Below are 24,634 nucleotides of genomic sequence, written 5' to 3' on the forward strand. Positions count from 1 at the left end.
CTACAGTCCTTGTAGGACCGCGAGCAGGCGAGCGCAGAAAAGCTCTCCGAGTCCGCCGGGCAGATCGCGCCCCCACTGGACCTCGTACGTCAGCGCGTCCGCGTCCTGGAAGAAGCGCACGGCCAGCTCCGTCTTGGCCGCCGGGTAGCGCTGGTGGAGCCGGGACGAGAAGCGCAGGCCGTCGTGCTGCCACGTCAGGGTGCTCGGCAGTTGCCGGTGGCTCACCACCACGCTGTCGATCGCCGCCGTCTCGCCCGGACGGGGCTGTGCGACCCGTGTTGCGAGCTGGGCGAAGGGGAAGTTGCGCCGACGCAGGTCCTCGCGCCAGCCGGGCTGCCGGGCGCGCGCGGTGTCGATGACGGACTGCCCGGGCGACACCTGCGCGAGCAAGGGCACCTCGTTGATGAAACAGCCGACGACCTCGGCCGTCGCCCCTTCCCTGGGCCGTACGGACGCCGCGCCGCACACGGCCATGGGGCTGCCGGACCGGACCGGTGCCGCATGGTGGACGGCGGCCGTCAGCAGGTGCGTCAGGCGCACTCCGGCCTCGTCCGCGCGGCGGGTGAGCCCGTGCGCGCACGACGCCGGCAGGGTCCGCCGCAGCGTCCCGGACGACCCGGGCCCCTGGGGCGCTCCGTCGGGGCGGGACTGCGGGCCGTCCCACCGGGGCAGCTCCAGGGCGGACGGCACCCGGGCGTGCCAGTGGGCCCGGTCCTCACGCACCGCGGTCCGCTCGGCGTCCCTGACCCGGCGCACCGCCTCGCGGTACAGCGCCTCGGGTTCGTGGTGCGGCCGGCCGGCCAGGGCGAGGCCCATCCGGCGCAGCAGCGGGATCTGGCTCAGGCCGTCCATGGCCAGGTGGTGGATGATCAGCGCGACACTGTGACGATCCGGGCGGTGCTCGGCGACGACGAGCCGGACGAGCGGTTCGTCGTCGGTCTCCACGGGCCGCCGGGTCTCCGCCTCCAGCAGTGCGGGCAGCTCGTCCTCGGCGGCGGTGTGCCAGGTGATCTCCAGCGGCTGGTCGGAGAAGGAGTGGACCACCTCGCCGGACCACGGGTCGATCGTCATCCGCAGCCGCAGCGCCGGCGTGCCCTCCGTCAGTGCCCGGGCGGCCCGTGCCACCCGGACGCGGTCCAGCGGACCGTGGACCGAGGCGGTGAACTCCGTGGTGAACGAGCAGCCCGTCGGATCCTTCTGGGAGGCGAGGAACAGGGCGGCCTGACCCACCGTCACGGGTTCCGGCCCGTCCTGCGCGGACATGCCTGTGGTGGTCATCGCGCACCTCCGCCGGGGCGGTCGCCGTGACCGGTCGCCCCTTGGTCTTGTTCCGGGTCGGTGAAGACGAGACGCAGCTCCGAGGTGTACGCGGCTCCCGAGGCGTCCCGCAGCCAGCACTGCTCCGCGTCCGGGAGCATCTCGCTGACCGTCACCGACGCCTCCGGGTGGTCGGCCGCGCCCCGGCGCAGCGCGCCGGCGGCCAGGTTCACCAGCGCGGGTGAACCGAAGTCGAGGAAGAGCGGCTTGTCCTCACCGGGCACCTGGTAGAAGACGCGTTCGGGGAGCCCCTGGTCGCGGCGCCACCGCCAGGCCGCCCGGTAGCGCGCCGCCTCGTCCTTGACCCGGGGCCAGTCGACTCCGGTCAGCGGGAAGGACCACGCCTCCCTGGCCAGGACGAGCCGCCCGGCGCAGACGCGCGGACGGTGCGGCTGCGCGGAGGCGATGCCGAAGGCCCCCACGACGACGCCGGACAGGTACTCGCCCAGCATCTCCAGCAGGTCGTGCACCGCACCGGCACCACGGTCGTGCACGACCAGTCGCCCGCCGTCCGCGCGGACCACGAGGTCGGCGGCCGGGGTGATGGGCCCCGGTGCCCCCGTGGAGTCGGCGTACATGGTCCAGTAGCGGTACTCCGGGCTGAGCAGGGCCGGCGGATAGGTGCGGGACGTCACGCCGGCGGAGGCCCGGGCGGGCACCGCGACGACACGCCGCCCCCGGTGGTCGGCGGCGGCCCGGGCCAGCAGCCGTCCCGGATCGGCGTGCTGTTCCACGAAGAACCGGGCCTCCAGGGTGTTCATGGCGACGTGCATCTCGCCGAGCACGAGGAGGAACTCGCCGCGCCGCACCGCCTCCGCGTCCGAGGCGGCGATCATGACGTCGGGCGCGTGGTGGCGGGCCGCCGACCAGCCGGCCGGCAGCGGGGGGAATTCCTGCCTCACCCGCTCCGCCAGCACCCGGGGCGCGATGGAGCAGCGTGCGCCGTCCGCCGGGAGCCGCAGCACCCGGGCCCAGCGGGCGCGGAACTCCTCGGTCAGCCGGCGCACCAGCGGTGGCGGCGTGCGCGGGGTGTACACGAGGTCCGGGGTGGCCGCGCCCACCAGCAGGGCCAGCGGAACCTCGTCGGTGCCGTGGCGCAGGCTCAGCTTCCCGTGCAGTTCCAGGAGCCGGGCCGCGTAGAGCTGTGCGGCGCGGCCGGCCAGCCACTCGGCGGTGTGCAGTACGGGCGCGAGCGAGTCGGCCACCTCGTCGAGGACGCCGGCGCCCAGCTCGCAGCCGAGGTCACGGACGGTGTCCTCGTAGACGAGGGTCCGTCCCGCGTACATGGCGCCCGCGCGCCGTACCGCGCCGGTGCCGGTCAGCCGTTCGAAGGTGGTGTTCAACGCGTCCAGGGCGACGGTCAGTCGCTCCGGGTCGCCCGCCGCGGCGGCCACCCGGTCCCGCGCGGCGACGAGGGAGTCGAGGTCGGCCAGGAGGCGGTCGCGCACGCGCTCGTCCTCGATGCCGAGCAGCTTGGCGCGCAGGGTCCGCTCCGGTCTGGCCTCCACCGGCCCGGTCAGGGACAGCGTGACCAGGCCGCGTTCGGACAGGGACCGGAGCACGGTCAGGAGCCGCGAGGAGGCCGGGCCGGCCGTGAGGTCCCGGACGGTCCGGGACCCGTCGCAGGCCCGCAGGACGTCCGCCTCCCCGGGGCCGAGGTCGACGGTACGGCCGTGCGGTCCGCGTACGGCCGTTCCGTCGTGGCTCCACCCGTCCGACAGCCGCGGCCGCAGCCACGGGTAGGCCTCGGAATCGCGGGACATCGCCGCGGCGACCTCGTCGATCGCCCAGGTCTCGAAGTACACCGTGCGCCGCGCCAGCAGCGACGCCCCGGGCCGTACGGTGAGGGACGTGCCGCCGGGCTCGACGGTCGCCCAGCAGACGGGCCCGAAGAAGCCGATGGTGTCGTTCTTGACCGTGTACCGCTGGAGGTACTTGGCGAGCGTCACCTCGCCGCGCCGCCGCTCCGCGCCCGGGAGCGGACGGTCCGCGGCGAGTTTGTCCAGGCAGTTCCGCACCACGGCGGGGTTCTGCCAGGCGACGGCCTCCCGCAGGCGCGGGTCGGCCGCCAGGTCGCGCAGTTCCCCGGTGAGCCGGCGCAGGGCGGTTGCGTAGTGCGCCGCGAACGCATCCGGCGGCAGGTCGGAGCCGGCCGGTCCGGCGAGTTCCGGTGCGCGCAGGCGGGCGATCCCGGCCAGCGGGAAGCCCGCCCCGCGCAGGGCGAACTCACGGTGCAGCCACCACCGGGTGTCCGCGAGTCTGAGCAGGTCCGGTGCCGGTGCGCACGCCTCGCCGCGCGGCGGGAGGTACCCCGCGGGTGCCGCGGTCACGATCGCCCCGCACGCGAGTCGATCAGGGCGGACAGCCGGGTCGCGGTCCGGTGCACGTACAGGTCCCGGGGCGACAGGCCGGCGAAGCCCAGATCGCGCAACGCCGTCAGCAGGCGCACGGCGACCAGTGAGTTGCCGCCGCTCTCGAAGAAGTCCTCGTCGGCGGTCACGGAGTCGTCGGCGAGCGCGGCCCGCCAGGCGGCGAGCACGGTCGTGGCCGTGGCGGAGGGCGCGGAGCCGGGCCCGGTGCCGTGGGCGGTCGTCCCGTCGGCCGTCGCCGTCGTACCGCCGTCCGGTTCCGCGCCGTCGCCCGCGCGGTCCGGCAGGGGCAGACGGGCCCGGTCGAGCTTGCCGTTCACGGTGAGCGGCAGGCGGGGCAGGGGAACGAGCACGGCGGGGACCATGTGCTCGGGCAGGACGCCGGCGACGCGCCGGCGGACGTCGAGGGCGGACCCGTGCCGCAGGACGACGTAGCCGACGAGCCGGGTGTACGCCGCGTCCGAACGCTCGTCCAGGACGACGGCCGCCTCCGCGACGGCCGGGTCCGCGAGCAGCACGGAGCGCACCTCCCCCAGTTCGATGCGGAAACCCCGCAGCTTCACCTGGTCGTCCAGCCGTCCGAGGTGGTCGAGGGAGCCGTCGGGGCGCATCCGGCCCCGGTCCCCGCTGCGGTACAGGCGCTCACCGGTGACCGGGTCCGTGGGGAAGCGCTCGGCGGTCAGCTCCTCGCGGCCGAGGTAGTGCCGCGCCACCCCGGCGCCGCCGACGTAGATCTCACCGGCCGCGCCCACGGGCAGCGGGCGGCCCCGCGCGTCCCGCACCGACACGGACCAGCCGGGCAGCGCGCGGCCGACACAGGCCGAGCCCGTGTCCGCGTCGACGGGGGTGACGTCCCTGGCGGTGACGTGCACGGTGGTCTCCGTGATGCCGTACATGTTGACCATGCGGCACGCTTCCGGTGGGTGGCGGCGGAACCACGGTCGCAGCATCCGGGGGTCGAGGGCCTCGCCGCCGAAGACGACGAGCCGCAGGGCGAGTTCCCGGTCCGGTCCGGCCGCGGCGTCGGCGTCGAGGAGGCCGCCGAAGGCGGACGGTGTCTGACTGAGGACGGTCACCCCCTCGTGCACCAGGAGCCGGTGGAAGTCGGCGGGGGAACGGGTGGTCATGAAGGGGACCACGACCAGGCGCCCGCCGGTCAGCAGGCATCCCCAGATCTCCCAGACGGAGAAGTCGAAGGCGCTGGAGTGGAAGAGCGTCCAGACGTCCTCGGGACCGAACTCCATGTCGTCCCGGGTGGCGGCCAGCAGCGCCGTCACGTTGCGGTGGGGTACGACGACACCCTTGGGCCGTCCCGTGGTCCCGGAGGTGTAGATGACGTAGGCGGCGTCGTCCGGGGAGGTGTCCGGCAGCGCTCCGGGTGCCGGGGCCGTGAGCCGGGCCGGGTCGATCACCTCCACGCCGGAGCCGGCCGGGAAGTCGGCCAGGGTGGTGAGGACCAGGGACAGTCCCGCGTCCTCGGCCGTGAGGCGGAGCCGGTCCGCGGGGTAGTGCGGATCCAGTGGCACGTACGCGGCACCGGTCTTGAGGACGGCGAGCAGGGCGACGACGAGGTCGGCGGTGCGGTCCAGGCAGACCCCGACGAAGCCGCCGCGGCCGGCGCCGCGCTCCCGCAGGGCGTGGGCCCAGGCCGTGGCCCGGGCGTCGAGTTCGGCGTAGGTGAGGGTTCCGTCCTCGGCGGAGACGGCCGTGCGGTCCGGCTGGGCCAGCGCCACTGCGCGGACGGCGTCGTGCAGGGTGCGCGCGCTGTCCCGGAGCGGTGGTCCGCTGCGGCCCAGCGCGCGCAGGACGGCCGTGTGGGCGGGGTCGGTCGTCTCGATCCGGCCGAGGACAGGGTTCGCGTCCTCGCGCAGCCTGCCGAGGACGTGCCGCACGCACCGCAGGAAGCGGGACGCCTGGGCGGGATCGACGACACCGGGGTCGGGAAGGACGCCCGCGGGTGCCCACAGCCCGTCGGCCGGCCGCCAGCTCAGCAGCAGCGGCAGCACCGGTGCGAGGAACGGACGGTACAGCTCGTCGGGGTGGTCCCCGGTGAACAGCACCCCGACCGCGGGCAGCGCGGCGTCGGCGGGCCAGGTCAGGTCGCGCGCGGCACGGCGCACCCGCTCGACGAACTCGGTCGCGGTGTGGGTCTCGTCGACGCGGACGGTGAGGACACCGCCGCCGGCACCGTCGTCCTCGACGGGCGATGCCGGGAGGACGAGCCGTACGGTCCCGGTCTGCTCGTACCGGGACAGGACGAGCGCCACGGCGGCGATCACCTCGAACGGGTCGGCGGCCACCGGGTCGGCGGCCACCGGCACGGCGTCCGGTCCGGCCGGTGCCGCGTCCTCCTCCCCGGCCGGTGCGCCGGCCAGTCCCCAGACGGGCCGCTCCGTGTCCGGCGCCACCGGCCGCGAGCGGACCGCGGCGGCCCGCGCCGGCGGCTCGGGCAGGACATCCGGCCCGCCGGGCGCGCGCCCCGCGAGCGTGTGTGCCAGCCGGCGCAGCCCGGTCCGGCCGAGCACGTCGTGCCGGCCCACGACCACGAGGTCGGCCGCGTCGTCCCGGTACCCGAACAGCACCGCCCGGACGCCGGGCCGGTCCTCGCCCAGGCCGCGCAGCCGCTCGCGCTCGCGCAGCCGCAGCGCCCGCGGATCCTCGGAGGCGAACGGCAGGTCCTCGGACCACAGGGTGACGCGCTCGGGGTCCGCGAGGCCGTGGCCGGCGCGGGCGAACGCCTCGCGCGCCGCCCGGACGGCGGGTCCCCCGGTCAGCCTCAGCGCCAGGGAGTGCTCGGCGGTCTCGCCGAACGGACAGCGGTGGTGTGGCTCGCGCGGAGGCGGGGCGGACACGACGTCGTCCGGCCTGCCTGACGTCGTCGCGCCGGCTGGGTGCGTAAGCATCGGCAGCTCCTCTACGGCTCCTCGTACGCCGCGTGGGACGGGTGGGGCGGATGTGGCGGTGGGGCGGGGGATCAGCGAGCTGTGAAGCCGCCGTCCACGGTGAGGACCGTGCCGGTGACCTGGTTCGAGTCGTCGCTGCCGAGCCAGACGGCGGCGGCGGCGATGTCCTGCGGTTCGATGAGCGCGTTCATGGGCTGCGCCTGGACGAAGGTGTTCTCGTGCTCCTCGACCGCGACGTCCAGGGACCGGGCGATCTCCGAGAGCATCCGGGACTCGACCCGGGGATCGTCACGGACCGAGCCCGGGCACAGCGCGTTGACCCGCACCTTCACCGGCGCGTAGTCGAGCGCGGCGGCCTTGGTGAGTCCCACGAGTCCGTGCTTGGCGGCGACGTAGCCGGCGAAGTGCCGGTAGCCGACCAGCCCCGCGGTCGAGGCGATGTTGATGACGCTGCCGCTGCGGGCGCGCACCATGTGCGGTGCCACCGCCCGGATCAGCCGCCAGGCGCCGAAGAGGTCGACGTCGAGCATCAGCGACCACTCCTCCTCGGTGATGGCGTGCGCGGGCTTGCCCGAGGGGGCGGCGATGCCGGCGTTGTTGACCAGGACGTCGACGCGTCCGTAACGCCGTACCGCGTCGCGGACGGCGCGGTCGACGGCCGCCGTGTCGCGCACGTCGCAGTGCGCGGTGAGGACGGAGGCCCCGGCGCGCCGGCACAGCTGTGCGGTGCGTTCCAACTGGGTCCGGGTGGCGAGCGGATAGGGGACGCCGGGCACCTCGGCGCACACGTCCAGGAGGACCAGGTCGGCGCCCTCCTCGGCGAAGCGGACCGAGCAGGAGCGGCCGATGCCGCGCGCTGCCCCGGTCACGAGCACGAGTTTGTTCTTCAGTCGCATGGTCGGCCTCACCGTCGTCGGGTGTGTGCGGGGCCGGGCCTAGCGCAGCGGCAGCGCCTCGGCCCCGAGGATGTCGGCGATGAGGTCGACGACCTGGGGCACCGACTCGTTCAGGTACATGTGTCCGCCGGGCAGTTCGTGGAAGCGGAACCCGGCACCGGCGACCGCGTTCCACTCGAGTGCGTCCTGCCGCGACACCAGCTCGTCGGAGCGTCCGCGCAGACAGATCACCGGGAAGGGCACCGGGGTCACCGCGGAGGGGTGGTAGTCCTCGTGCATGGCGACGTCGGCGCGCAGGGTCGGCAGGATCATCTCCCTCAGCTCGGGGATCTCCAGTGCGGGGTGGCGGGCCCCCGCGAACTCCTCGACACGGGCGAGGAACTCGTCGTCGCCGAGGCCGCTGGCCCGCCGGGTGCGGCTCGCCGAGGGGCCGGGTGATCCGCTGACGAACAGCGCGCCGACGGTGACACCGTGCCGCTGGACCAGCGCCCGGGCCAGTTCGTAGGCGAGTACCGCTCCGAGGCTGTGGCCGAGGACCGCGACGGCCGGGGCGTCGCCGATCGCGTCGAGGGCGTCGGCGACCAGCCCCTCGACCGCGGCGTGCACGTCGGTCCAGGGCTCCTCCTCCACCCGGCCCTCGCGTCCCGGCAGTTGCAGGGGGGCCAGCCGCAGGCCTTCGGGAAGGAGCTTGCGCCAGGGCCAGTAGAAGCTCGCACCGGCTCCGGCGTGCGGCAGGCAGAGCAGGGGAATGCGGTGGTCGGTCATGGCGTCCCCGTCCGGCGTCAGGAGCGTGCGGCGGGCACGCGGGGTTCGATGAGGGCTGCGAGCGCCGTGGCGGTGCGGGCGCCGAACAGTTCGCGCACGGTCACCTTCACGCCGAGCCGCCGGCGCAGCAGTGCCACCGTCTGAGCGGCGAGCAGGGAGTTGCCGCCCAGCTCGAAGAAGTCGTCGTTCGCGTCGACTCCGCCCGGCACCCCGAGCGTGCTGCTCAGCGCGTCCACGACCGTGCGCACCACGTCCGCCTCCCCGGTGCCGGACGCGTCGGCCGGCGCCACGGTCACCCCTGCTGTCTCGTCCATGAACTGGGTCCTCGTTTCTGTACGTCGCGAACCGGAGGGTCCGGTCGTGGCCTGCGGCCGGGCGGTCCGGCGTGTACGGCGGCCGGGCGGCCCATCCGTCCACGGGGCAGCACCGACGCTACGGACGGCGGCTGTCGCGGGGCTTTCGCCGGTCTGTCGTCGCCGGTGACGGCCGCGAGAGCGCCACGACAGACGGGCGAGACGGCGCGAGGAGTGGCGCGACAGCCGGGCCGGACACGCTGGCAGGGCCGATCGAAGGGGTATCCATGCGTTCCAACGAGTCATCGCCCGCCGCAGACGCCGGCCGTGCGGAACACCGTGCCGGACGGACTTGTGATCTCGATCTGACCCAGGCGCAGCAGCAGATGTGGTTCGCCGACCAGCTCAACCCCCAGGACAGCGGCTATCTGATCCCGTTGCGCCTGCGCCTGACCGGCGACCTGGACGTGGCGGCGCTCGGCGGTGCCCTCCGGGCCGTCGTGGCCCGGCACGAGGTGCTGCGCACCGGTGTGCGGACGGTGGACGACCGGCCCGTGGGCGTCGTACGGCCGGCGAGCGACTTCACCCTCGCCGTGGCGGATCTGCGGCAGGCGGGGCCACGGGAGGTCGAGCGGGAGCTGCTACGGCAGGCCCGCACACCGCTCGACCTCGCCGAGTCCCTGCCCGTCCGGGCGATCCTGCTCCGGGTAGCGGACGCCGAGCACATCCTGTGCCTGACGGTCCATCACATGGCCTTCGACGGCGGCTCGCGGGACATCCTCCACCGCGAGCTGGAGGCCGGGTACGCCGCCCACGTGGAGGGAGCCGGAGACCACCGCACGCCGACGGTGGTCCGGTACGCCGAGGCCGAGCGCGCCCGCACCGCCGAGGACCTCGACGCGCAGCTGGACCACTGGCGCGCGGCGCTGGCCGGGCTGACGCCGTTCGAGCTGCCGCCCGACCGGCCGCGTCCGGCCCACCGCGCCGGCGGTGGCGCCCAGCGCTCCTTCGACGTGCCGCGGGCGACGGCCGACGGACTCGACCTGCTCGCCCGCCGCCGCGGTGCCACGACGCACATGGTGCTCGTCGCCGCCTGCCAGGCGCTGCTGGCCCGTTGGTCGGGACGCACCGACGTCACCGTGGGCTCGACCTTCGGCACGCGGGACGAGCCGGCCCTGCGGGAGGTCATCGGTCCGTTCGTCAACATGCTCGTGCTGCGCGGTGACGCCGGCGGTGACCCGTCCTTCACGGAGCTGGTGGAGCGGGTGCGCGAGACGGCCCTGGACGCCTACGAGGCACGCCACGTCCCGTTCGCGGACGTGGTGCGCGAACTGGGCGGGGACCGGGACCCCGCACGCACCCCGCTGTTCCAGATCCTGGTCGACCACGTCACCCGGAGCGAACCGCCCGCGCTGCCCGGTCTGACGGTCACCGAGCTGCCCGAGGTCTGCGTCGGCTCGAAATACGACCTGAGCGTCTCCTTCCAGCGCGTCGCCGGCCGGCTGACCGTGGAACTGACCTGGGACACGGCCCTGTACGAGGACGCCACGGCCGGCCGTCTCGCCCGGCACCTGCGCGAGCTGCTGGTCCAGGTGGCCCAGGACCCGGATGCCCGGCTGTCGGAGCTGGTGCTGACGGACGAACCGGAGCGGCGGGAAGCCCTCGGGCTGGGCCGGGGCCCGGTCGCCGACTTCCAGGACGTGTGCCTGCACGAGCTGTTCGAGGCGCAGGCGGCCCGCACGCCGGGGGCACCGGCCGTCGCCGACTCCTCGGGCGAACTGACCTACGCGGAGCTGGACGGGCGGGCCACCGCCCTGGCCGCCGTGCTCCGCGCCCGCGGGGTGGGCCCCGAGGTGCCGGTCGGCATCATGTTCGGGCCGTCGACGGAACTGCTGGTCGCGGTGCTGGGCGTGCTCAAGGCCGGTGGCGCCTATCTGCCCGTCGACCCCGCCGTGCCCCCGCACCGGCTCGCCCACGTGCTCACCGAGGCCCGGCCCGCACTGGTCCTCACCCAGCCCCGGCACGCCGGACTCGTCACGTCCGCCGGCGGCACACCGCTCACCTCCTGGGACACCGAACCGGGCGTGGCCACCGGGGCGGGCCCGCTGCCGCGGCCGGACAACCTGTGCGCCCTGTACTACACCTCGGGTTCGACAGGACGCCCCAAGGCCGTGGCGTGCACACACCGCGGCTGGTCCAACTACGTGCAGTGGCTCCAGCGACAGCACCGGCTGCGCCCCGGTGAGACGGTCCTCCACAAGTGCGTCGCCACGTTCGACGTGATGGTCGCCGAGGTGCTGTGGCCGCTGTGCTCCGGGGGGCGCGTGGCCGTGCTCGGCGACGGGCAGGGCGCGGACCCGCGGGCGGTGATCGACGCCGCCGTGCGCTTCCGGGCGGCGCAGCTCCAGTTCGTGCCCAGCGCGCTGGACCTCTTCCTGGACGAGCTGACCGACGACGACCTGGCCGGCCTGGGCGCCCTGCGCAGCGTCGTCTCCGGGGGCGAGGCCCTGCTGCCGGGGACCGTGCGCCGCTTCTTCGAACGGTTCGGTGACACGGTACGGCTCGACAACAACTGGGGCACCACGGAGACCTCCGTCGACTCGACCACGCACCGGTGCGCCGCGCGGGACCCGGACCGGCATCCGGCGGCGATGACCGTCGGGCGCCCGGTGGACAATCACGAGGTCCACATCCTGGACGAGCACGGCCGGCCCGCGCCGCTCGGGACCCCCGGCGAGATCCACGTCGGCGGCGTCGGCCTGGCCCGCGGCTACCACGCGAACCCGGCCCGCACCGCCGAGCGGTTCGTCCCGCACCCGTTCCGTCCCGGCGCCCGGCTGTACCGGACGGGCGACCAGGGCAGGGTCCGTCCAGACGGATCGATCGAGTACCTGGGCCGGGCCGACCACCAGGTGAAGATCCGCGGGGCCCGCATCGAACTCGGTGAGGTCGAGGCCGCGTTGCGCGCCCACCCCGCCGTGGTCGAGGCGGCGGCCACCACCTGGCAGGCGGCCCCCGGGGACCGGCGGCTGGCCGCCTACGTCCTGCTGAGTCCCACGGCCGGTGCCGGCACCGCCGACGTCCGGGCCTTCCTCGCCGGCCGGCTGCTGGGCAGCGCCTTGCCGAGCGCCATCGTCGAGGTCGACGCCTTCCCACGCCTGCCGAACGGCAAGCTCGACCGGGCGGCGCTGCCCGCGCCGGATCTGGAGGCGGCACGGGAGGGCGCGTACGTGGCGCCGCGCGACGAGACGGAGGCGGCGGTGGCCGCCATCTGGTCCGACCTGCTGGGCACCACCGTCGGGGCGCACGACAACTTCTTCGCCTCGGGCGGCCATTCGCTGCTGGTGACCCGGGCGGCGAACCGGATGCGGGAGGCGTTCGGCGTAGCCGTGCCGCTGAGCCTGGTGTTCGAGGCACCGACCGTGGCGCAGACAGCGTCACGCCTGAAGCGGATGGTCGAGGCCGAGATCGACTCCCTGAGCGCCGAGGAGCTGCTGCGGCTCCTGGCTGACTGACCACGTGCACACACCATGAGGAGAAGCCGACATGCCCGACTCCGGTGAGTACCTCGTCGTGCTCAACGACGAGGAGCAGTACTCGGTCTGGCCCGCCGCCCTTGATCTTCCCCAGGGCTGGCACGCCGAAGGCACCCGCGGTCCCAAGGACCACTGTCTCGACCACATCGACCGGGTCTGGACGGACATGCGGCCCAGGAGCCTGCGGGACGCCATGAGCCAGGGGCGGGACACCGCGTCCGCACCCCACGAGCAGCAGCACACCCTCGCCGCCGAAAGCAGGTGACACATGACCAGCCTGGACGTCCCCCTCGCCTACACGCTCGACAGCGCCGACCTCGCCCGGCTCGACACCGTGCTGGAACACCTCCGGGACCACGAGGACCCGGCCGATCCCCTCTTCTACGACCGGCGCCGGCAGGCCGCCGAGGAACTGCCCCACGGGCTGCGGAACTTCCTGCTGGACTTCCGGCACACCGAGCCGGCCGCGGCGTGCCTGATCCACGGCTTCCCGGTGGACGACGTCGCCATCGGACCGACGCCCGCGCACTGGGAGCCGGCGGCCGACGGCAAGTCGACCCGGGACCAGGAGCTGCTGCTGGCCCTGTGCGGCATGGCGCTGGGCGAGCCCTTCACCTGGTCCACCCTGCAGTCCGGCCGGCTGGTGCAGAACATACTGCCCATCCAGGGGGACGAGCGGCGCCAGAACGGACACGGCAGCGAGACCCTGCTGGAGTTCCACACCGAGGACGGCTTCCACCCCCGCCGGTGCGACTACCTGCTGCTGTTCGGCCTGCGCAACCCGGACCGGGTGCCGACCATCGTGTCGTCGGTGCGCGACATCCGGCTCTCCGACGAGGACCGCGCGATCCTCGGTGAGCGCCGCTTTCTCATCGTCCCCGACGACGAGCACGTGCGGCAGCTCGCGGAGCGTGCCCCCGGCCACCCCGCGCTCCGTGAGGCGCAGACCATGCTGGAGCGGCCCGAGCCGGTCGCCCTGCTGTTCGGCCACCGCGTCAACCCGTACCTGCGCATCGACCGGCCCTTCACCCGCTGCGTCGGCGCCGACCCCGTCGCCGAGCAGGCCGTCGAGCGGCTCATGGACGAGCTGGAGCGGGTGCAGCAGGACGTGGCGGTCGGTCCCGGCAGCCTCCTGGTGGTCGACAACTACCTCGCCGTCCACGGCCGCCGGCCGTTCACGGTCCGCTACGACGGCACCGACCGGTGGCTGAAGAAGCTGACCGTGAGCCGGAACCTGCGCCCGGGCTTCGCCGACCGGGGCAGCGGCTCGCACCGCGTCCTGTTCTGATCCCTCCCACTCCCCTACCTGTTACGACAGCCGGAGGTCTCCTCATGCGAACGGTCATCGTCTCGGGCGCGTCGAGCGGCATCGGCCGGGCCACGGCCGAGCGCTTCGCGCGCTGCGGTGATCACGTGGTCAACCTGGACGTACGCAAGCCCGGCACCGACTCGTCGGTGCCGTGGCTGGAGGTCGACGTCACGGACTGGGCCGCCGTCGGGCAGGCGCTGGCGGCGGTGCACACCGAGACCGGCGCCCTCGACGTGGTCGTGGCCAACGCCGGCATCAGCGTCCGTCACGGCGTCCTGGAGCTGACGGAGGCCACCGCGCGTCGCATCACCGACGTCAACTTCCTCGGGGTGCTCGGCCTGTGGCGGCAGGCGGCCGAGTACATGGTCCGCCGGCGCAGCGGCGTGCTGCTGGCCACGGCGTCCGTCAACGGCAGCCGCGGCTACCCCTTCTACGCCGACTACAACGCCACCAAGGCGGCCGTCTTCTCGCTGTGCCAGACCTTCGCGCTGGAGCTGAGCCCGTGGGTACGCACCGCGTGCGTGACGCCGGGTGCCGTACTGACGCCCATGCAGCAGGCCGAGTACACCGAGGAGATGCTGGCGGCCGTCAACGAGCGCATCCCGAGCGGGCGGCACGCCGACCCGGAGGAGATCGCCGACGCCTTCTTCTTCCTCGCCTCCGACGGCGCCCGGTTCGTCACCGGCCAGCAGCTCGTGGTGGACGGCGGCGAGACCGCCGGGGCGACCACGGCGGTGTTCGGCACCGAGGGCCGGTGCCCCACCGGCTGAGCCGGATCACAGTCGCGAACGGTGAACCACCGGATCGCCCTGACCCCTGAGCCGGTGGCACAGCCGCGGCGTGACGATCACAGGAGGCAGACATGGACACCCGTGAGCAGGAGACACCGCCGCGGCCGGACGTCGCGGCACTGCGGCAGGCGCTGCTGCGCAAGCGACTGCGCGGACGGGGCGGGGACGCGGACACCCTCACACCGCGCGGCGGCTCGGGACCGGCGCCCTTGTCCCCGGTGCAGCGCGGGATGTGGGCGATGGACCACTTCCTGCCGGACAACTCCGTCTACGGCATCGACCACGTGGTGCGGCTGCGCGGCGACATCGACCCCGAGGTGCTGGGCCGCGCCCTCACCGACCTGGTGGACCGTCACGAGGCGCTGCGCACGACCTTCGACGACAGCGACGGACCGCGTCAGGTCGTCCACCCGCACTGGACCGGCACACTGGTGGTGCGGGACGTGCGAGACCTGCCGCCGGACGGGCAGCGCCAGGCCGCGGAGCGGTTCGTCGCGGGGGAGCGGGCGCGCTCCTTCGACCTGCGCGTCGGCCCGCTGTTCCGCGCGGCGCTCGTCGTCCGCTCCGACGAGAGCCTCCTGGTGCTCACCCTGCACCATTTGGTGGGCGACGGATGGTCCGTCGGGCTGATCGCCGCGGAGCTGAGCGCGCTGTACCGCGCCCGTCTGGCGGGGGAACCCCTTCCGCCCCCGCCACCGTTGCAGTACGCGGACTACGCGCAGTGGCAGGCCGGCCTCAGACGGACCGGTGCGGTGGCCGGCCGGCTCGACCACCGGCGGACGGTGCTGCGGGACGTGCCGCCCGTACTGGACCTGCCCACGGACCACGAGCGGCCGCCGCGGCTGTCCCACCGCGGGCACAGCGCCCACCGCGTCCTCGATCCCGGACTCGCGGCCCAGGTGCGCGAGTTGGCCGAGCGGGAAGGCGTCACCCTCTTCACCCTGCTGCTCACCGCGTTCGATGTGCTGCTCAGCCGGTGGTCGGGGCGGCGGCGCTTCGCCGTGGGCGCCGCCGTGTCGGGGCGGACCCGGACGGAGATCGAGTCCGTGGTCGGGCTGTTCGCGAACACGGTCGCGATTCCGGCGGACCTCACCGGCAACCCGTCCTTCTCGGAGCTGACCGCGCGCGTCAACGCCCAGGTGCTGGACGCGCTGGACCACCAGGACATCGCGTTCGAGGAGGTGGTGGCCGCGCTGGCGCTGCCGCGTGACGCCGCCCGCAACCCGCTCTACCAGGTGCTCTTCCAGTGCACCGAGGCGGGCGGGGACCGCTGGGACCTGCCGGACGTCACCGCCGAGCACCTGCCCGGGGACACCGCCTCCCCCAAGGTGGACCTGCTCCTGTCGGTCGTGCACGGACCCGACCGGATCGCCCTCGAACTGGTCACCGAGACCACCCTGTTCGCCCCGGAGACGGGCCGGCGGCTCCTCGGCCACCTGGAGACGCTCCTGGCCCGGGTGGTGCGCGATCCCGCGCGGCCGGTGGAGGAGGTGGACCTGCTCTCGGCAGCCGAGACGGACACCGTCACCAAGGCGTGGAACGACACCTTCCGGCCCTATCCGGCGGACGCGACCATCCCCGAGCTGTTCGCCCGGACCCGTGCCCGGACACCGGACGCCACGGCCCTGGTCGCCGGGGACACGGTCATGACGTACGCCGAACTCGACACGGCGTCCAGTCGGCTGGCGCATCTGCTCCGGGCGAGCGGCGCCCGCGCCGACGTCCCCGTGGCCGTCGCCCTGCCGCGCTCGGCCGAGCTGGTCGTCGTCCTGCTGGCCGTGCTCAAGGCCGGCGCCGCCTACCTCGTGCTGGACTCGGCCAACCCCGTGGAGCGCAACGAGGCACTGCTCGCCGACAGCGGCGCCACGCTGCTCGTGCGCGGCACCGCCGGCACCGACGAGACGCCGCTCCCGGCGGGCGACGCCGTCCGCGTGCTCGACCTGGACGACCCCGCCACCTCCGCCGCTCTCGCGGCACAGCCCGCCGGTCCGCCCCCCTGCCCGGCCACCCCGCGGTCCCTGGCCTACGTCAGCTACACCTCGGGCTCCACCGGCCGGCCCAAGGGCGTCATGGTCCCGCACCGGGCGGTGATCCGCCTGGTGCACGAGCCGACGTACGCGCGGCTCGGCGAGCGCGAGACGCTGCTGCAGATCGCGCCGGTCGCCTTCGACGCCTCCACCATGGAGCTGTGGGGCAGCCTGCTCACCGGGGCCCGGCTGGTCGTCGCGCCGCCCGGCCGGCTGGGTGTCGCGGAGATCGGCGCCCTGCTGCGCGAGCACCGGGTCACCGTCGTGTTCCTCACCACCGGCCTGTTCCACCAGATCGCCGAGTACGACCCGGGCGCGTTCGCGCACGTACGGCACCTGCTCACGGGCGGTGACGTCATCTCGCCCGGCGCGGTGCGCGCGGCCCTCGACGCGCACGACGGTCTGACGGTGGTCGCCTGCTACGGCCCGACGGAGAACACCACCTACACCACCTGCGCCCCCCTGACCGCCGCCGAACAGGTCGGCACCCGCGTCTCGCTGGGCCGCCCGATCCAGCAGACGACCGTCTACGTCCTGGACGAACGTCTGCGGCCCGTGCCCGTCGGCACCCCCGGCGAGCTCTACACGGGCGGCGACGGAGTGGCCCGCGGCTACCTGGGCCGGGCGGCCCGCACGGCCGAGCGCTTCCTGCCGGACCCCTTCAGCGACACCCCGGGCGCGCGGATGTACGCCACGGGCGACCTGGTGCGGTACCGGCCGGACGGCACCCTCGACTTCATCGGCCGGATCGACGGCCAGGTCAAACTGCGCGGATTCCGGATCGAACTCGGCGAGATCGAGGCCCGGCTGCTCGCGCACCCGCGGGTCGCCCAGGCCGCGGTGGTGGTGACCGAGCACGTGCCGGGCCACAAACGACTCGTGGCCTACACGGCACCGGCGGGCGCCGACCGGGCACCCACCGAGGAGCTGCGCGCGCATCTGCGGCACGCGCTGCCCTCGTACATGGTGCCGCAGGCGTTCGTGGCGCTGGACACCCTGCCGTTGAAGCCGAACGGCAAGGTGGACCGCGACCGGCTGCCCGCGCCCGCCCCGGACCAGGCCGATGACCCGGCCCCCGGTGGGGGACGCCGGCCCGCGACGCCCACCGAGCGGGCGCTCGCCGACATCTGGGCGCGCGTGCTGCACGTGGCCGAGGTAGGAGTGCACGACAACTTCTTCGAACTGGGCGGCGATTCGATCCTGTCCATCCGGACGGTCGCGGAGGCGGCCCGGGCCGGGCTGCGCATGACGCCCCGGCAGGTGTTCGAGCACCAGACCATCGCCGCGCTGGCCGCGTCCGTCGACCGGTCGGCGGACACCGGGCGGGTGGCCGGCGCGGAGCAGGGCACGGTGTCCGGCGGCGTGGAACTGCTCCCGGTGCACCGGTGGTTCACCGAGCAGGACTGGCCGCACCACCATCACAACCAGTCCGTGCGACTGTCCTGGGCCCCACGGCCCGATCCCGCCCTGCTGACCGCGGCGCTGCGCGCGCTGACGGCGCACCACGACGCCCTGCGGCTGCGGCTGGTGCGCGACGCGACCGGGGACTGGCAGGAGCACATCGCGGAGCGGGAGGAGGGCGACCTGCTGCGGGTGGTGGACCTGACCGGGGTGCCGGCGGCCGACCGGGAGGCGGTCATCACGCGGGAGGCCGACCGGGCCCACGCGGCGATGGACCTCACGGCGGGCCCGGTCCTGCGGGCCGTGCTGTTCCGCGTCGGGGACGACGCCCCCGACCAGCTCTTCTGGACCATCCACCACATCGCCGTCGACACGGTGTCCTGGGCCGTCCTGCTGGAGGATCTCGCCACGGTGTACGGCCGGCTGGCGAGCGGGCGGGAACCGGCCCTGCCCGCGAAGACCACCTCCTACCGCGCGTGGGCCGCGCGGATCGCCCGGCACGCCGAGAGCGCGGAGTTCGCCGCCGAGGCCACCGCGTGGGTGAGCGCCGGCCGCGACGCCGAGCCGCTGCCCGCCGACCACGCCGGGGGCCGCAACACCGAGGCCGCCGCGGCGAGCCTGACCTCCACGCTGCCCGAGCCGGAGACGACCGCGCTGCTGCGCCAGGCCCCCGCCGCCTACCGGACACGGGTCAACGACCTGCTGCTGACCGCCCTCGCGCAGACCCTGTGCGCGTGGACCGGGTCCCGGACGGCCTCGGTCGACCTGGAGGCCCACGGGCGGGAACCGCTCTTCGACGACGTCGACCTCACCCGCACGGTCGGCTGGTTCACCAGCATCCACCCCGTCCACCTGACGCTGCCGCCGCAGGAGGACCCGGCCGCCCATCTGAAGGCGGTCAAGGAACAGCTCCGCGCCCTCCCCCACAACGGCATCGGCTACGGCCTCGCCCGGTACCTGCGTCCGGACACCGCCAAGGCGCTGGCCCGGTTCGCCCCGCCGCAGGTCAGCTTCAACTACCACGGCCGGATCGCGGACGGGGACCACACACGGGACACGGCCGCCGGACCACTGCTGCGCCGGCTCGGTCCCGTCGGCGCGGAGGTGGCGGCCTCCGGTCTGCGCCCGCACCTCGTCGACGTCAACGCGGCGGTCCTGGACGGCGCCCTGCGCATCCGCTGGACCTACGCGCCCGGCGTGCACGACGCCGGTACGGTACGGCGGCTGGCCGACGACTTCCTGAGCCGGCTGCGCCTTCTCGTCGGCCACTGCACATCGGGCGCAGCCGGGGCCACCCCCTCGGACTTCCCGCTTGCCCGGCTCGACCAGCGGGGCCTGGACCGGCTACTGGCCGGTCTCGACGCCCGCGGGGTCGACACGGTCCACGGCCTGTCCCCCATGCAGACGGGGCTGCTGTTCCACGCGCTGCACCGTCCCGGCCGGGGCGACTACCTCACCCAGCTCGTGTGGCGCGTCGAAGGTGAGCTGGACACGTCCGCGTTCCTGGCCGCGTGGCAGCACGTGACCGACCGGCACGCGGCCCTGCGCACCACCTTCGCCTGGGACGGCGTCCCCGAACCCGTGCAGATCGTCCACCGCCACCTGCCGCTGCCCGCCGGGACGGCGGACTGGAGCGACGACCCCGACCGGCTCCGGGCGCGGCTCGCCGACCTCCTCGACACGGAGCGGCGCACGGGCTTCGACCTGAGCGCCGCCCCGCCCCACCGCCTGCACCTGATCCGCACCGGCCCCGGGGAACACCTGCTGGTCTGGCACAACCACCACATCCTGCTGGACGGGTGGAGCGTGTCCCTGGTCCTCGCGGAGGTACGGGCCTGCTACGCGTCCATCAGCCGCGAGGGCCGGCTGCCGCAACTGCCGGAACCCACCCCCTACCAGGACCACATCGCCTGGCTGAACAGCCAGGACACCGCGTCGGCCCACGCCTACTGGCGGTCGGCCATGGAGGGCTTCGCCGGTCCGACGCCCCTTCCCGTGGTGGCCGGTGCGCAGGAGGGGACCGGCGCCACCACGACCCGGCCGCTGGTGCTGCCCGCCACGGTCACCTCGGCCCTGTCCCGGCTCGCCGGCACCAACAAGGTCACCGTCAACACGGTCCTCCAGGCCGCCTGGGCGCTCACTCTCGCCCGCTACAGCGGCACCTCGGACGTCCTGTTCGGCAACACCCTCACCGAGCGCATGTCCGGCGTCCCGGGAGCGGACCGCATGGTCGGACTGCTCATCAACACCCTGCCCACCCGGGTCCGCGTCACGGAGGGCCGCCCGGTCGGCGACTGGCTGCGCGAACTGCACGCCCGGCTCACCGAGGCCCAGCGGTACGGATACCTCTCCGTGTCGGAGATCCAGCGGCACACCGCCGTCCCCGGCGGGCAGCGGCTGTTCGACAGCATCCTCGTCTTCACCGACACCGCAGCCGTCGGCGGCGACGACGAGCCCGCCGGCCTCCGGCTCACCCCGGTCACCGGGCACGAGCAGCCCGGATACCCGTTGCTGGTCCGCGCCGACCTGGCACGCGAACTCGTACTCACCCTCAACTACGAGCAGGGCCAGGTGACGGCCGACGCCGCCGAGCGGCTGCTGGGCCACTTCGGCCGCCTGCTGACGGAGCTGGCGAGCGGCCGGCACACGGCCGTACGAGACCTGCCCATGCTGTCGGACGAGGAGCTGCGGGAGCTGACCGCGAGCGGCGCCGACGACGGGCTTCCGGCCGAGGAGACCCTGCTGGATCTCTTCGCCGCACAGGTCCGGGCGGCCCCGCGGGCGGTCGCGCTGCGCCACGCCGGCCGGTCCACCACGTACGCCCGGCTCGACGCGGACTCCGACCGGCTGGCGCACCGGCTGCGCCGGGCCGGAGCCGGCCCCGGCACCCGGGTGGCGGTCCATCTGAGGCCGTCGGCCGGCACCGTCACGGCCCTGCTCGCCGTACTCAAGGCCGGTGCGGCGTACGTCCCGCTGGACCCGGCGTACCCGGCCGAGCGACGCGCGTTCGTCCTTGAGGACTCCGGTGCCGTACTGGTGCTGAGCGACGCCGCCACGCCGCCGGTCCCCGGCTGCGCCGTGCCGGTGCTGGACGTGGACGCTCCCGCGGAGGAGGAAGCCGACGGAGTGCCCTTGCCGCGCCCGACGGGCCGGGACCTCGCCTACACGATCTACACGTCCGGTTCGACCGGCCGGCCGAAGGGCGTGGACATCGAGCACCGGGCCATCGCCCACTTCCTCGGCGCGATGCGGGACCGCCTGGGCAGCGGGGCCCGGGACACCTGGCTGAGCCTGACCTCGATCTCCTTCGACATCGCGGGCCTGGAGGTGTTCCTGCCCCTCGTCACCGGTGCCCGGACCGTCGTGGCGCCCCCGGACGCGGCGACGGACCCCGAGGGACTCGTGGCCCTGATCCGCGAGGAGCGGGTGAGCTTCGTCCAGGCGACGCCGTCGGGCTGGCGGGTGCTGCTGGCCGGCGGTTTCGACGAACCGTCCGTGCGGGCGCTGTGCGGAGGGGAGCCGCTGCCGTCCGCGCTGGCCCGGGACCTCGTCCGCCGCTGCGCAGCCCTGTGGAACGTGTACGGGCCGACCGAGACCACCGTCTGGTCCACCATCGACCCCGTCACGGACCCGGACCGTCCCGTCACCATCGGCCGGCCCCTGCCGGGCGAGCGCGTCCACGTCCTGGACGCCGACCTGCGCCCGGTGCCGGTGGGTGTCCCCGGCGAGCTGTTCATCGGCGGGCGCGGAGTCGGGCGCGGCTACCTGGGCCGCCCCGCCCTGACGGCGGAGCGCTTCGTGCCCGACCCCTTCGGGCCCGAGGGCGCCCGGCTCTACCGCACCGGCGACCGCGCACGGCTGCTCCCGGACGGCCGAGTGGACTTCCTCGGCCGGCTGGACCGGCAGGCCAAGGTCCGCGGGTACCGCATCGAACTCGGGGAGATCGAGGCGAGACTGGACGAGCACGCCGCGGTCGGGCAGAGCGTGGTGGAGGTGTCGCAGACCGCGGGCGGTACGACCAGGCTGGTGGCGTACGTGGTGCCCGCGCCGGGTCACCGTCCCACCGAGCGGGGCTTGCGCGAACACCTCGCGCGGTACCTGCCCGAGTACATGGTGCCGCACGTGTTCGTGCTGCTCCCCCGGCTGCCCCTCACCCCGAACGGCAAGATCGACCGCAACGCGCTGCCCGCCCCGGAGGCGGACGGCGGCCCGGACGAACGGCCGTACGTGGCCCCCCGCACCACCGCGGAGCGCGTCCTCGCGGAGGTCTGCGCAGCGGTCCTGGAGCTGGCACGGTTCGGTGTGCGGGACGACTTCTTCGACCGGGGCGGCGACTCGATCCGGGCGCTTCTCGTGATGACCCGGGCCCGGGCCGCGGGCGTGCCCGTGACCGTGGCGCAGATCCTGCGGCACCGCACCGTCGAGGCCATCGCCGCGGCGGCGGACCGCGCCCCGTCGTCCGCGCCCGGGCTGACGGTCGGCACGTTCCTCGACCGGCTGCGGCCGGACGACGCCGACCTGACGGCGATCCTCTCCGCGCACCGGGTGCCCGGGGTCAGCGCGGCCGTCATCGAGGACGGCGCCCTGACGGCCACGTGGGCGCGTGGCACGGCCCACCGCGGCGAACCGGGCACGCTCACCGACGGCACGGTCTTTCAGGCGGGCTCCCTCGCCAAGCACGTCACCGCCCTGCTCTGCCTGGTGCTGGTGCGGGACGGCACGCTCGACCTCGACCAGGACGTCAACCGTTACCTCGACGGCTGGCGGGTGCGGGGTGCCGACGGACACGGTGCCGTGTCGCTGCGGGCCCTGCTGAGCCACAGTGCCGGGCTGCCCGTCGCGCCCGGCCGGGACTTCGGTCCCGGTGAACCGCTGCCGCCGCTTGCCGAGTCGGCGGCGCCGGGACACGGGGCACCGCCGCGCCTTACGGCCGACGGCCGTCACGTCGGCCGGTTCCGCTACTCGAACACCAACTACGCGGTGGTCCAGCGGATCCTGGAGGACGTCGGCGGCCGGCCGGTCGCGGACCTGGCCCGCGACCGGCTGTTCGCCCCGCTGGGGCTGCGCCGCACCGCCCTGTCGTCCGGTGCCCCGTTCCCCGCCGGCGAGGTGGCGTCGGGTCACGACACCGAGGGGCGTCCGCTCGCGGGCCGCTGGCGGCGGACACCCGAACTGGCGGGTGCGGGCCTGTGGTCCACCCCGCGCGACCTGGCGGCCCTGGAACTGGAGCTCTGGCACGCGGCCACCGGGGGCTCCGGTCGCCGTCTGCTCGACGGCGAGCTGGCCCGGGAGATGATCCGCCCCACCGCGGAAGGCGTCTACGGCCTGGGCACCATGCTCCGGCAGGTGTCCGGCGGCACCTGGTTCGGGCATCTCGGCGAGCCCTCGGGCGCCCGGTGCCTGTCCTTCCTCGACGCCCGACGGGGCAGCGGCTTCGTGCTCATGCTCAACGCCGAATCCGGCACGGCCGCCGTCCGGGAGTTCCTTTCCCGGCTGGGCTTCGCCGAGGAACTCGCCGTGTGAGCCGTGTGTGAGCCGCCGGTCGGGCGCCGGAACACGGCGCCCGACTTCCCCCAGCAGTCTGGAGCCACGATGACCGGCATCACCGTACCGACCAGCCGATCACGGTACCCGCTCGTGATCCTCCTGTGCGCGGGATTCATCTCGGTGCTCGGCACCTCGATGTCCGAGCTGGCCCTTCCCTGGTTCGCCCTCGGCACCGGCGGCGGCACGTCCCACGCCGGCGCCGTGGCCTTCGCGGACACGGCCCCGTACGTCGTCCTCCAGGCGCTGTCCGGGCCCGTGGTCGACAAGTGGGGCGCCCGGGTGTCCTGTGTCGCGGGAAACGCCCTGGCCGCCGTCGCGCTCGGTGCCGTCCCGGTCCTGCACCTGGCGGGCGCGCTCGGCTTCGGCCCGCTGTGCGCCCTGGTGGCGGTGTCCGCCATGGCGCGCGGCGTCGCGGACTGCGCGGGCAATGTGCTGCTGCCCGCCGTCGCCGAACGGGCGGGCGTGCCGCTGACGCGTGCGGTGGCGCTGTCGGCCGGAGCCATGCGCGGCGGGCTGATCGCCGGGGCGGCGCTCGCGGGCGTCCTCCTCTCCACGGTCGGTGTCACGTCGACGCTCGCGTTCACCGCGGCCGGGTTCGCCGTCGCCTCGGTGCTGATCGTGTCCTGTGCGGCGGCGCCGGCACGGCAGCCGGCGACCGCGCCGCGGGCCGGGGGCGCGCCGGGCCGCTACCGTGCGGAGCTGGCCGAGGGGCTGCGCTTCCTGCGCGGGGACCGGCTGCTGCTCGGCATCGTCGTCCTGATCGCCGTGAGCAACCTGCTGGACCAGGCGTTCTCGGCCGTCCTGCTGCCGGCCTGGGTGAAGGCACACCTGGACGGCCCGCAGGCGCTGGGCCTGATCACCGGCACCATGGGTGTCGGCACCGTCGCCGGGAGCGTGGCGGGTGCCTGGCTCGGCCCCCGGCTGAGCCGGTCGGTCACGTTCCGGACCGGATTCCTGCTCGCGGGCGCCCCGCGGTTCCTGGCCCTGTGCGTCTGCTCGACGCTCGCTCCGGTCCTGGCGGTGAGCCTGGTCGCGGGGATCGCCGGTGGGCTGGTCAATCCCCTCCTCGGGGTGCTCCAGTACGAGCGGATCCCCCGACGCCTCCAGGCGCGGGTGCTCGGGGCGGTGAAGGCCAGCGCGTGGGCGGGCATCCCGTTCGGCGGCCTGCTGGCGGGGCTCGCCGCCGACTCCGTCGGTGTCACCGCCGCGCTCGCCGTCACCGGGCTGGCCTTCCTCCTCACGTCCCTCATTCCCTTCGTACTGCCGTCCTGGCGAGCCATGGACACGAGCCCGGATCCGGCCCCCGCCGAGGTCAGGTGTGCCGGAAGCGGTTGATGGCGTCGATGTGCTCGGCGCGCATCTCCTCGTCGCGCACGCCCAGGCCCTCCTCGGGGGCGAGGCAGAGCACGCCGACCTTGCCCTGGTGCAGGTTGCGGTGCACGTCGTAGGCCGCCTGGCCGGTCTCCTCCAGGGAGTACGT

12 protein-coding genes and 1 pseudogene are annotated in these 24,634 nt (G+C 74.6%); 6 read left to right on the forward strand and 7 right to left on the reverse strand.

The features are described from left to right. From AB0946_RS32180 to AB0946_RS32205, 6 genes are all read right to left on the reverse strand, one after another. Window positions 1-1,278, reverse strand: a complete 1,278-nt coding sequence (locus AB0946_RS32180; protein ID WP_366764201.1) for a condensation domain-containing protein — start codon at window positions 1,276-1,278, stop codon at window positions 1-3. Further along, window positions 1,275-3,647: a lantibiotic dehydratase gene (locus AB0946_RS32185; protein ID WP_366764202.1), complete on the reverse strand. Its 2,373-nt coding sequence runs from the start codon at window positions 3,645-3,647 to the stop codon at window positions 1,275-1,277. Before AB0946_RS32185 ends, AB0946_RS32180 begins: the two co-directional genes overlap by 4 nt. Next, window positions 3,644-6,589 carry an amino acid adenylation domain-containing protein gene (locus AB0946_RS32190; protein ID WP_366764203.1) on the reverse strand — a complete coding sequence of 982 codons (2,946 nt, stop codon included), beginning with the start codon at window positions 6,587-6,589 and terminating at the stop codon, window positions 3,644-3,646. Before AB0946_RS32190 ends, AB0946_RS32185 begins: the two co-directional genes overlap by 4 nt. Before the next feature lie 71 nt (window positions 6,590-6,660). Further along, the gene (locus tag AB0946_RS32195) at window positions 6,661-7,485 is read right to left on the reverse strand and encodes an SDR family oxidoreductase (protein ID WP_366764204.1); all 825 of its coding nucleotides are present in this window, start codon (window positions 7,483-7,485) and stop codon (window positions 6,661-6,663) included. Between the two features lie 39 nt (window positions 7,486-7,524). Beyond that, the gene (locus AB0946_RS32200) at window positions 7,525-8,250 is read right to left on the reverse strand and encodes an alpha/beta fold hydrolase (protein ID WP_366764205.1); all 726 of its coding nucleotides are present in this window, start codon (window positions 8,248-8,250) and stop codon (window positions 7,525-7,527) included. 17 nt (window positions 8,251-8,267) lie between these two features. Further along, a complete protein-coding gene (locus AB0946_RS32205; protein ID WP_366764206.1) occupies window positions 8,268-8,564 on the reverse strand; it encodes an acyl carrier protein in 297 nt (98 codons plus the stop codon). A 266-nt stretch (window positions 8,565-8,830) separates the two neighbouring features. Between AB0946_RS32205 and AB0946_RS32210 the strand changes: the two genes are divergently transcribed. The 6 genes from AB0946_RS32210 to AB0946_RS32235 all read left to right on the forward strand — a co-directional run bounded on the left by AB0946_RS32210 (window position 8,831) and on the right by AB0946_RS32235 (window position 24,489). Further along, window positions 8,831-12,058, forward strand: coding sequence for an amino acid adenylation domain-containing protein (locus AB0946_RS32210; protein ID WP_366764207.1), 3,228 nt, complete (start codon window positions 8,831-8,833; stop codon window positions 12,056-12,058). A 31-nt stretch (window positions 12,059-12,089) separates the two neighbouring features. After that, window positions 12,090-12,344, forward strand: coding sequence for an MbtH family NRPS accessory protein (locus AB0946_RS32215; protein WP_366764208.1), 255 nt, complete (start codon window positions 12,090-12,092; stop codon window positions 12,342-12,344). A 3-nt stretch (window positions 12,345-12,347) separates the two neighbouring features. Then, window positions 12,348-13,367 (forward strand): guanitoxin biosynthesis L-enduracididine beta-hydroxylase GntD, encoded by a 1,020-nt coding sequence (gntD, locus tag AB0946_RS32220; protein ID WP_366764209.1) that lies wholly within the window; start codon window positions 12,348-12,350, stop codon window positions 13,365-13,367. A gap of 44 nt (window positions 13,368-13,411) precedes the next feature. Next, complete coding sequence (locus tag AB0946_RS32225) at window positions 13,412-14,158, forward strand: SDR family oxidoreductase (protein WP_366764210.1); 747 nt, start codon at window positions 13,412-13,414, stop codon at window positions 14,156-14,158. Window positions 14,159-14,250: 92 nt separating this feature from the next. Further along, window positions 14,251-23,130 (forward strand): amino acid adenylation domain-containing protein, encoded by an 8,880-nt coding sequence (locus AB0946_RS32230; protein WP_366764211.1) that lies wholly within the window; start codon window positions 14,251-14,253, stop codon window positions 23,128-23,130. A 69-nt stretch (window positions 23,131-23,199) separates the two neighbouring features. Next, window positions 23,200-24,489: an MFS transporter gene (locus tag AB0946_RS32235; protein WP_366764212.1), complete on the forward strand. Its 1,290-nt coding sequence runs from the start codon at window positions 23,200-23,202 to the stop codon at window positions 24,487-24,489. Here the strand turns inward: AB0946_RS32235 and AB0946_RS32240 are convergent. Beyond that, window positions 24,467-24,634 (reverse strand): annotated as a pseudogene (locus AB0946_RS32240) (crotonyl-CoA carboxylase/reductase); the annotation flags it as partial. The gene AB0946_RS32235 and the pseudogene AB0946_RS32240 overlap by 23 nt on opposite strands.

It is taken from the genome of Streptomyces sp. NPDC046870 (assembly GCF_040704595.1).
Classification (GTDB): domain Bacteria; phylum Actinomycetota; class Actinomycetes; order Streptomycetales; family Streptomycetaceae; genus Streptomyces; species Streptomyces argyrophylli.

Bases quoted from the DNA above. Each gene is read 5' to 3' on its own strand.
- AB0946_RS32180 (WP_366764201.1), bottom strand. From the start codon at position 1,278: ATGACCACCACAGGCATGTCCGCGCAGGACGGGCCGGAACCCGTGACG.
- AB0946_RS32235 (WP_366764212.1), top strand. From the start codon at position 23,200: ATGACCGGCATCACCGTACCGACCAGCCGATCACGGTACCCGCTCGTG.
- AB0946_RS32200 (WP_366764205.1), bottom strand. From the start codon at position 8,250: ATGACCGACCACCGCATTCCCCTGCTCTGCCTGCCGCACGCCGGAGCC.
- AB0946_RS32195 (WP_366764204.1), bottom strand. From the start codon at position 7,485: ATGCGACTGAAGAACAAACTCGTGCTCGTGACCGGGGCAGCGCGCGGC.
- AB0946_RS32225 (WP_366764210.1), top strand. From the start codon at position 13,412: ATGCGAACGGTCATCGTCTCGGGCGCGTCGAGCGGCATCGGCCGGGCC.
- AB0946_RS32215 (WP_366764208.1), top strand. From the start codon at position 12,090: ATGCCCGACTCCGGTGAGTACCTCGTCGTGCTCAACGACGAGGAGCAG.
- AB0946_RS32190 (WP_366764203.1), bottom strand. From the start codon at position 6,589: ATGCTTACGCACCCAGCCGGCGCGACGACGTCAGGCAGGCCGGACGAC.
- AB0946_RS32210 (WP_366764207.1), top strand. From the start codon at position 8,831: ATGCGTTCCAACGAGTCATCGCCCGCCGCAGACGCCGGCCGTGCGGAA.
- AB0946_RS32205 (WP_366764206.1), bottom strand. From the start codon at position 8,564: ATGGACGAGACAGCAGGGGTGACCGTGGCGCCGGCCGACGCGTCCGGC.
- AB0946_RS32230 (WP_366764211.1), top strand. From the start codon at position 14,251: ATGGACACCCGTGAGCAGGAGACACCGCCGCGGCCGGACGTCGCGGCA.
- gntD (WP_366764209.1), top strand. From the start codon at position 12,348: ATGACCAGCCTGGACGTCCCCCTCGCCTACACGCTCGACAGCGCCGAC.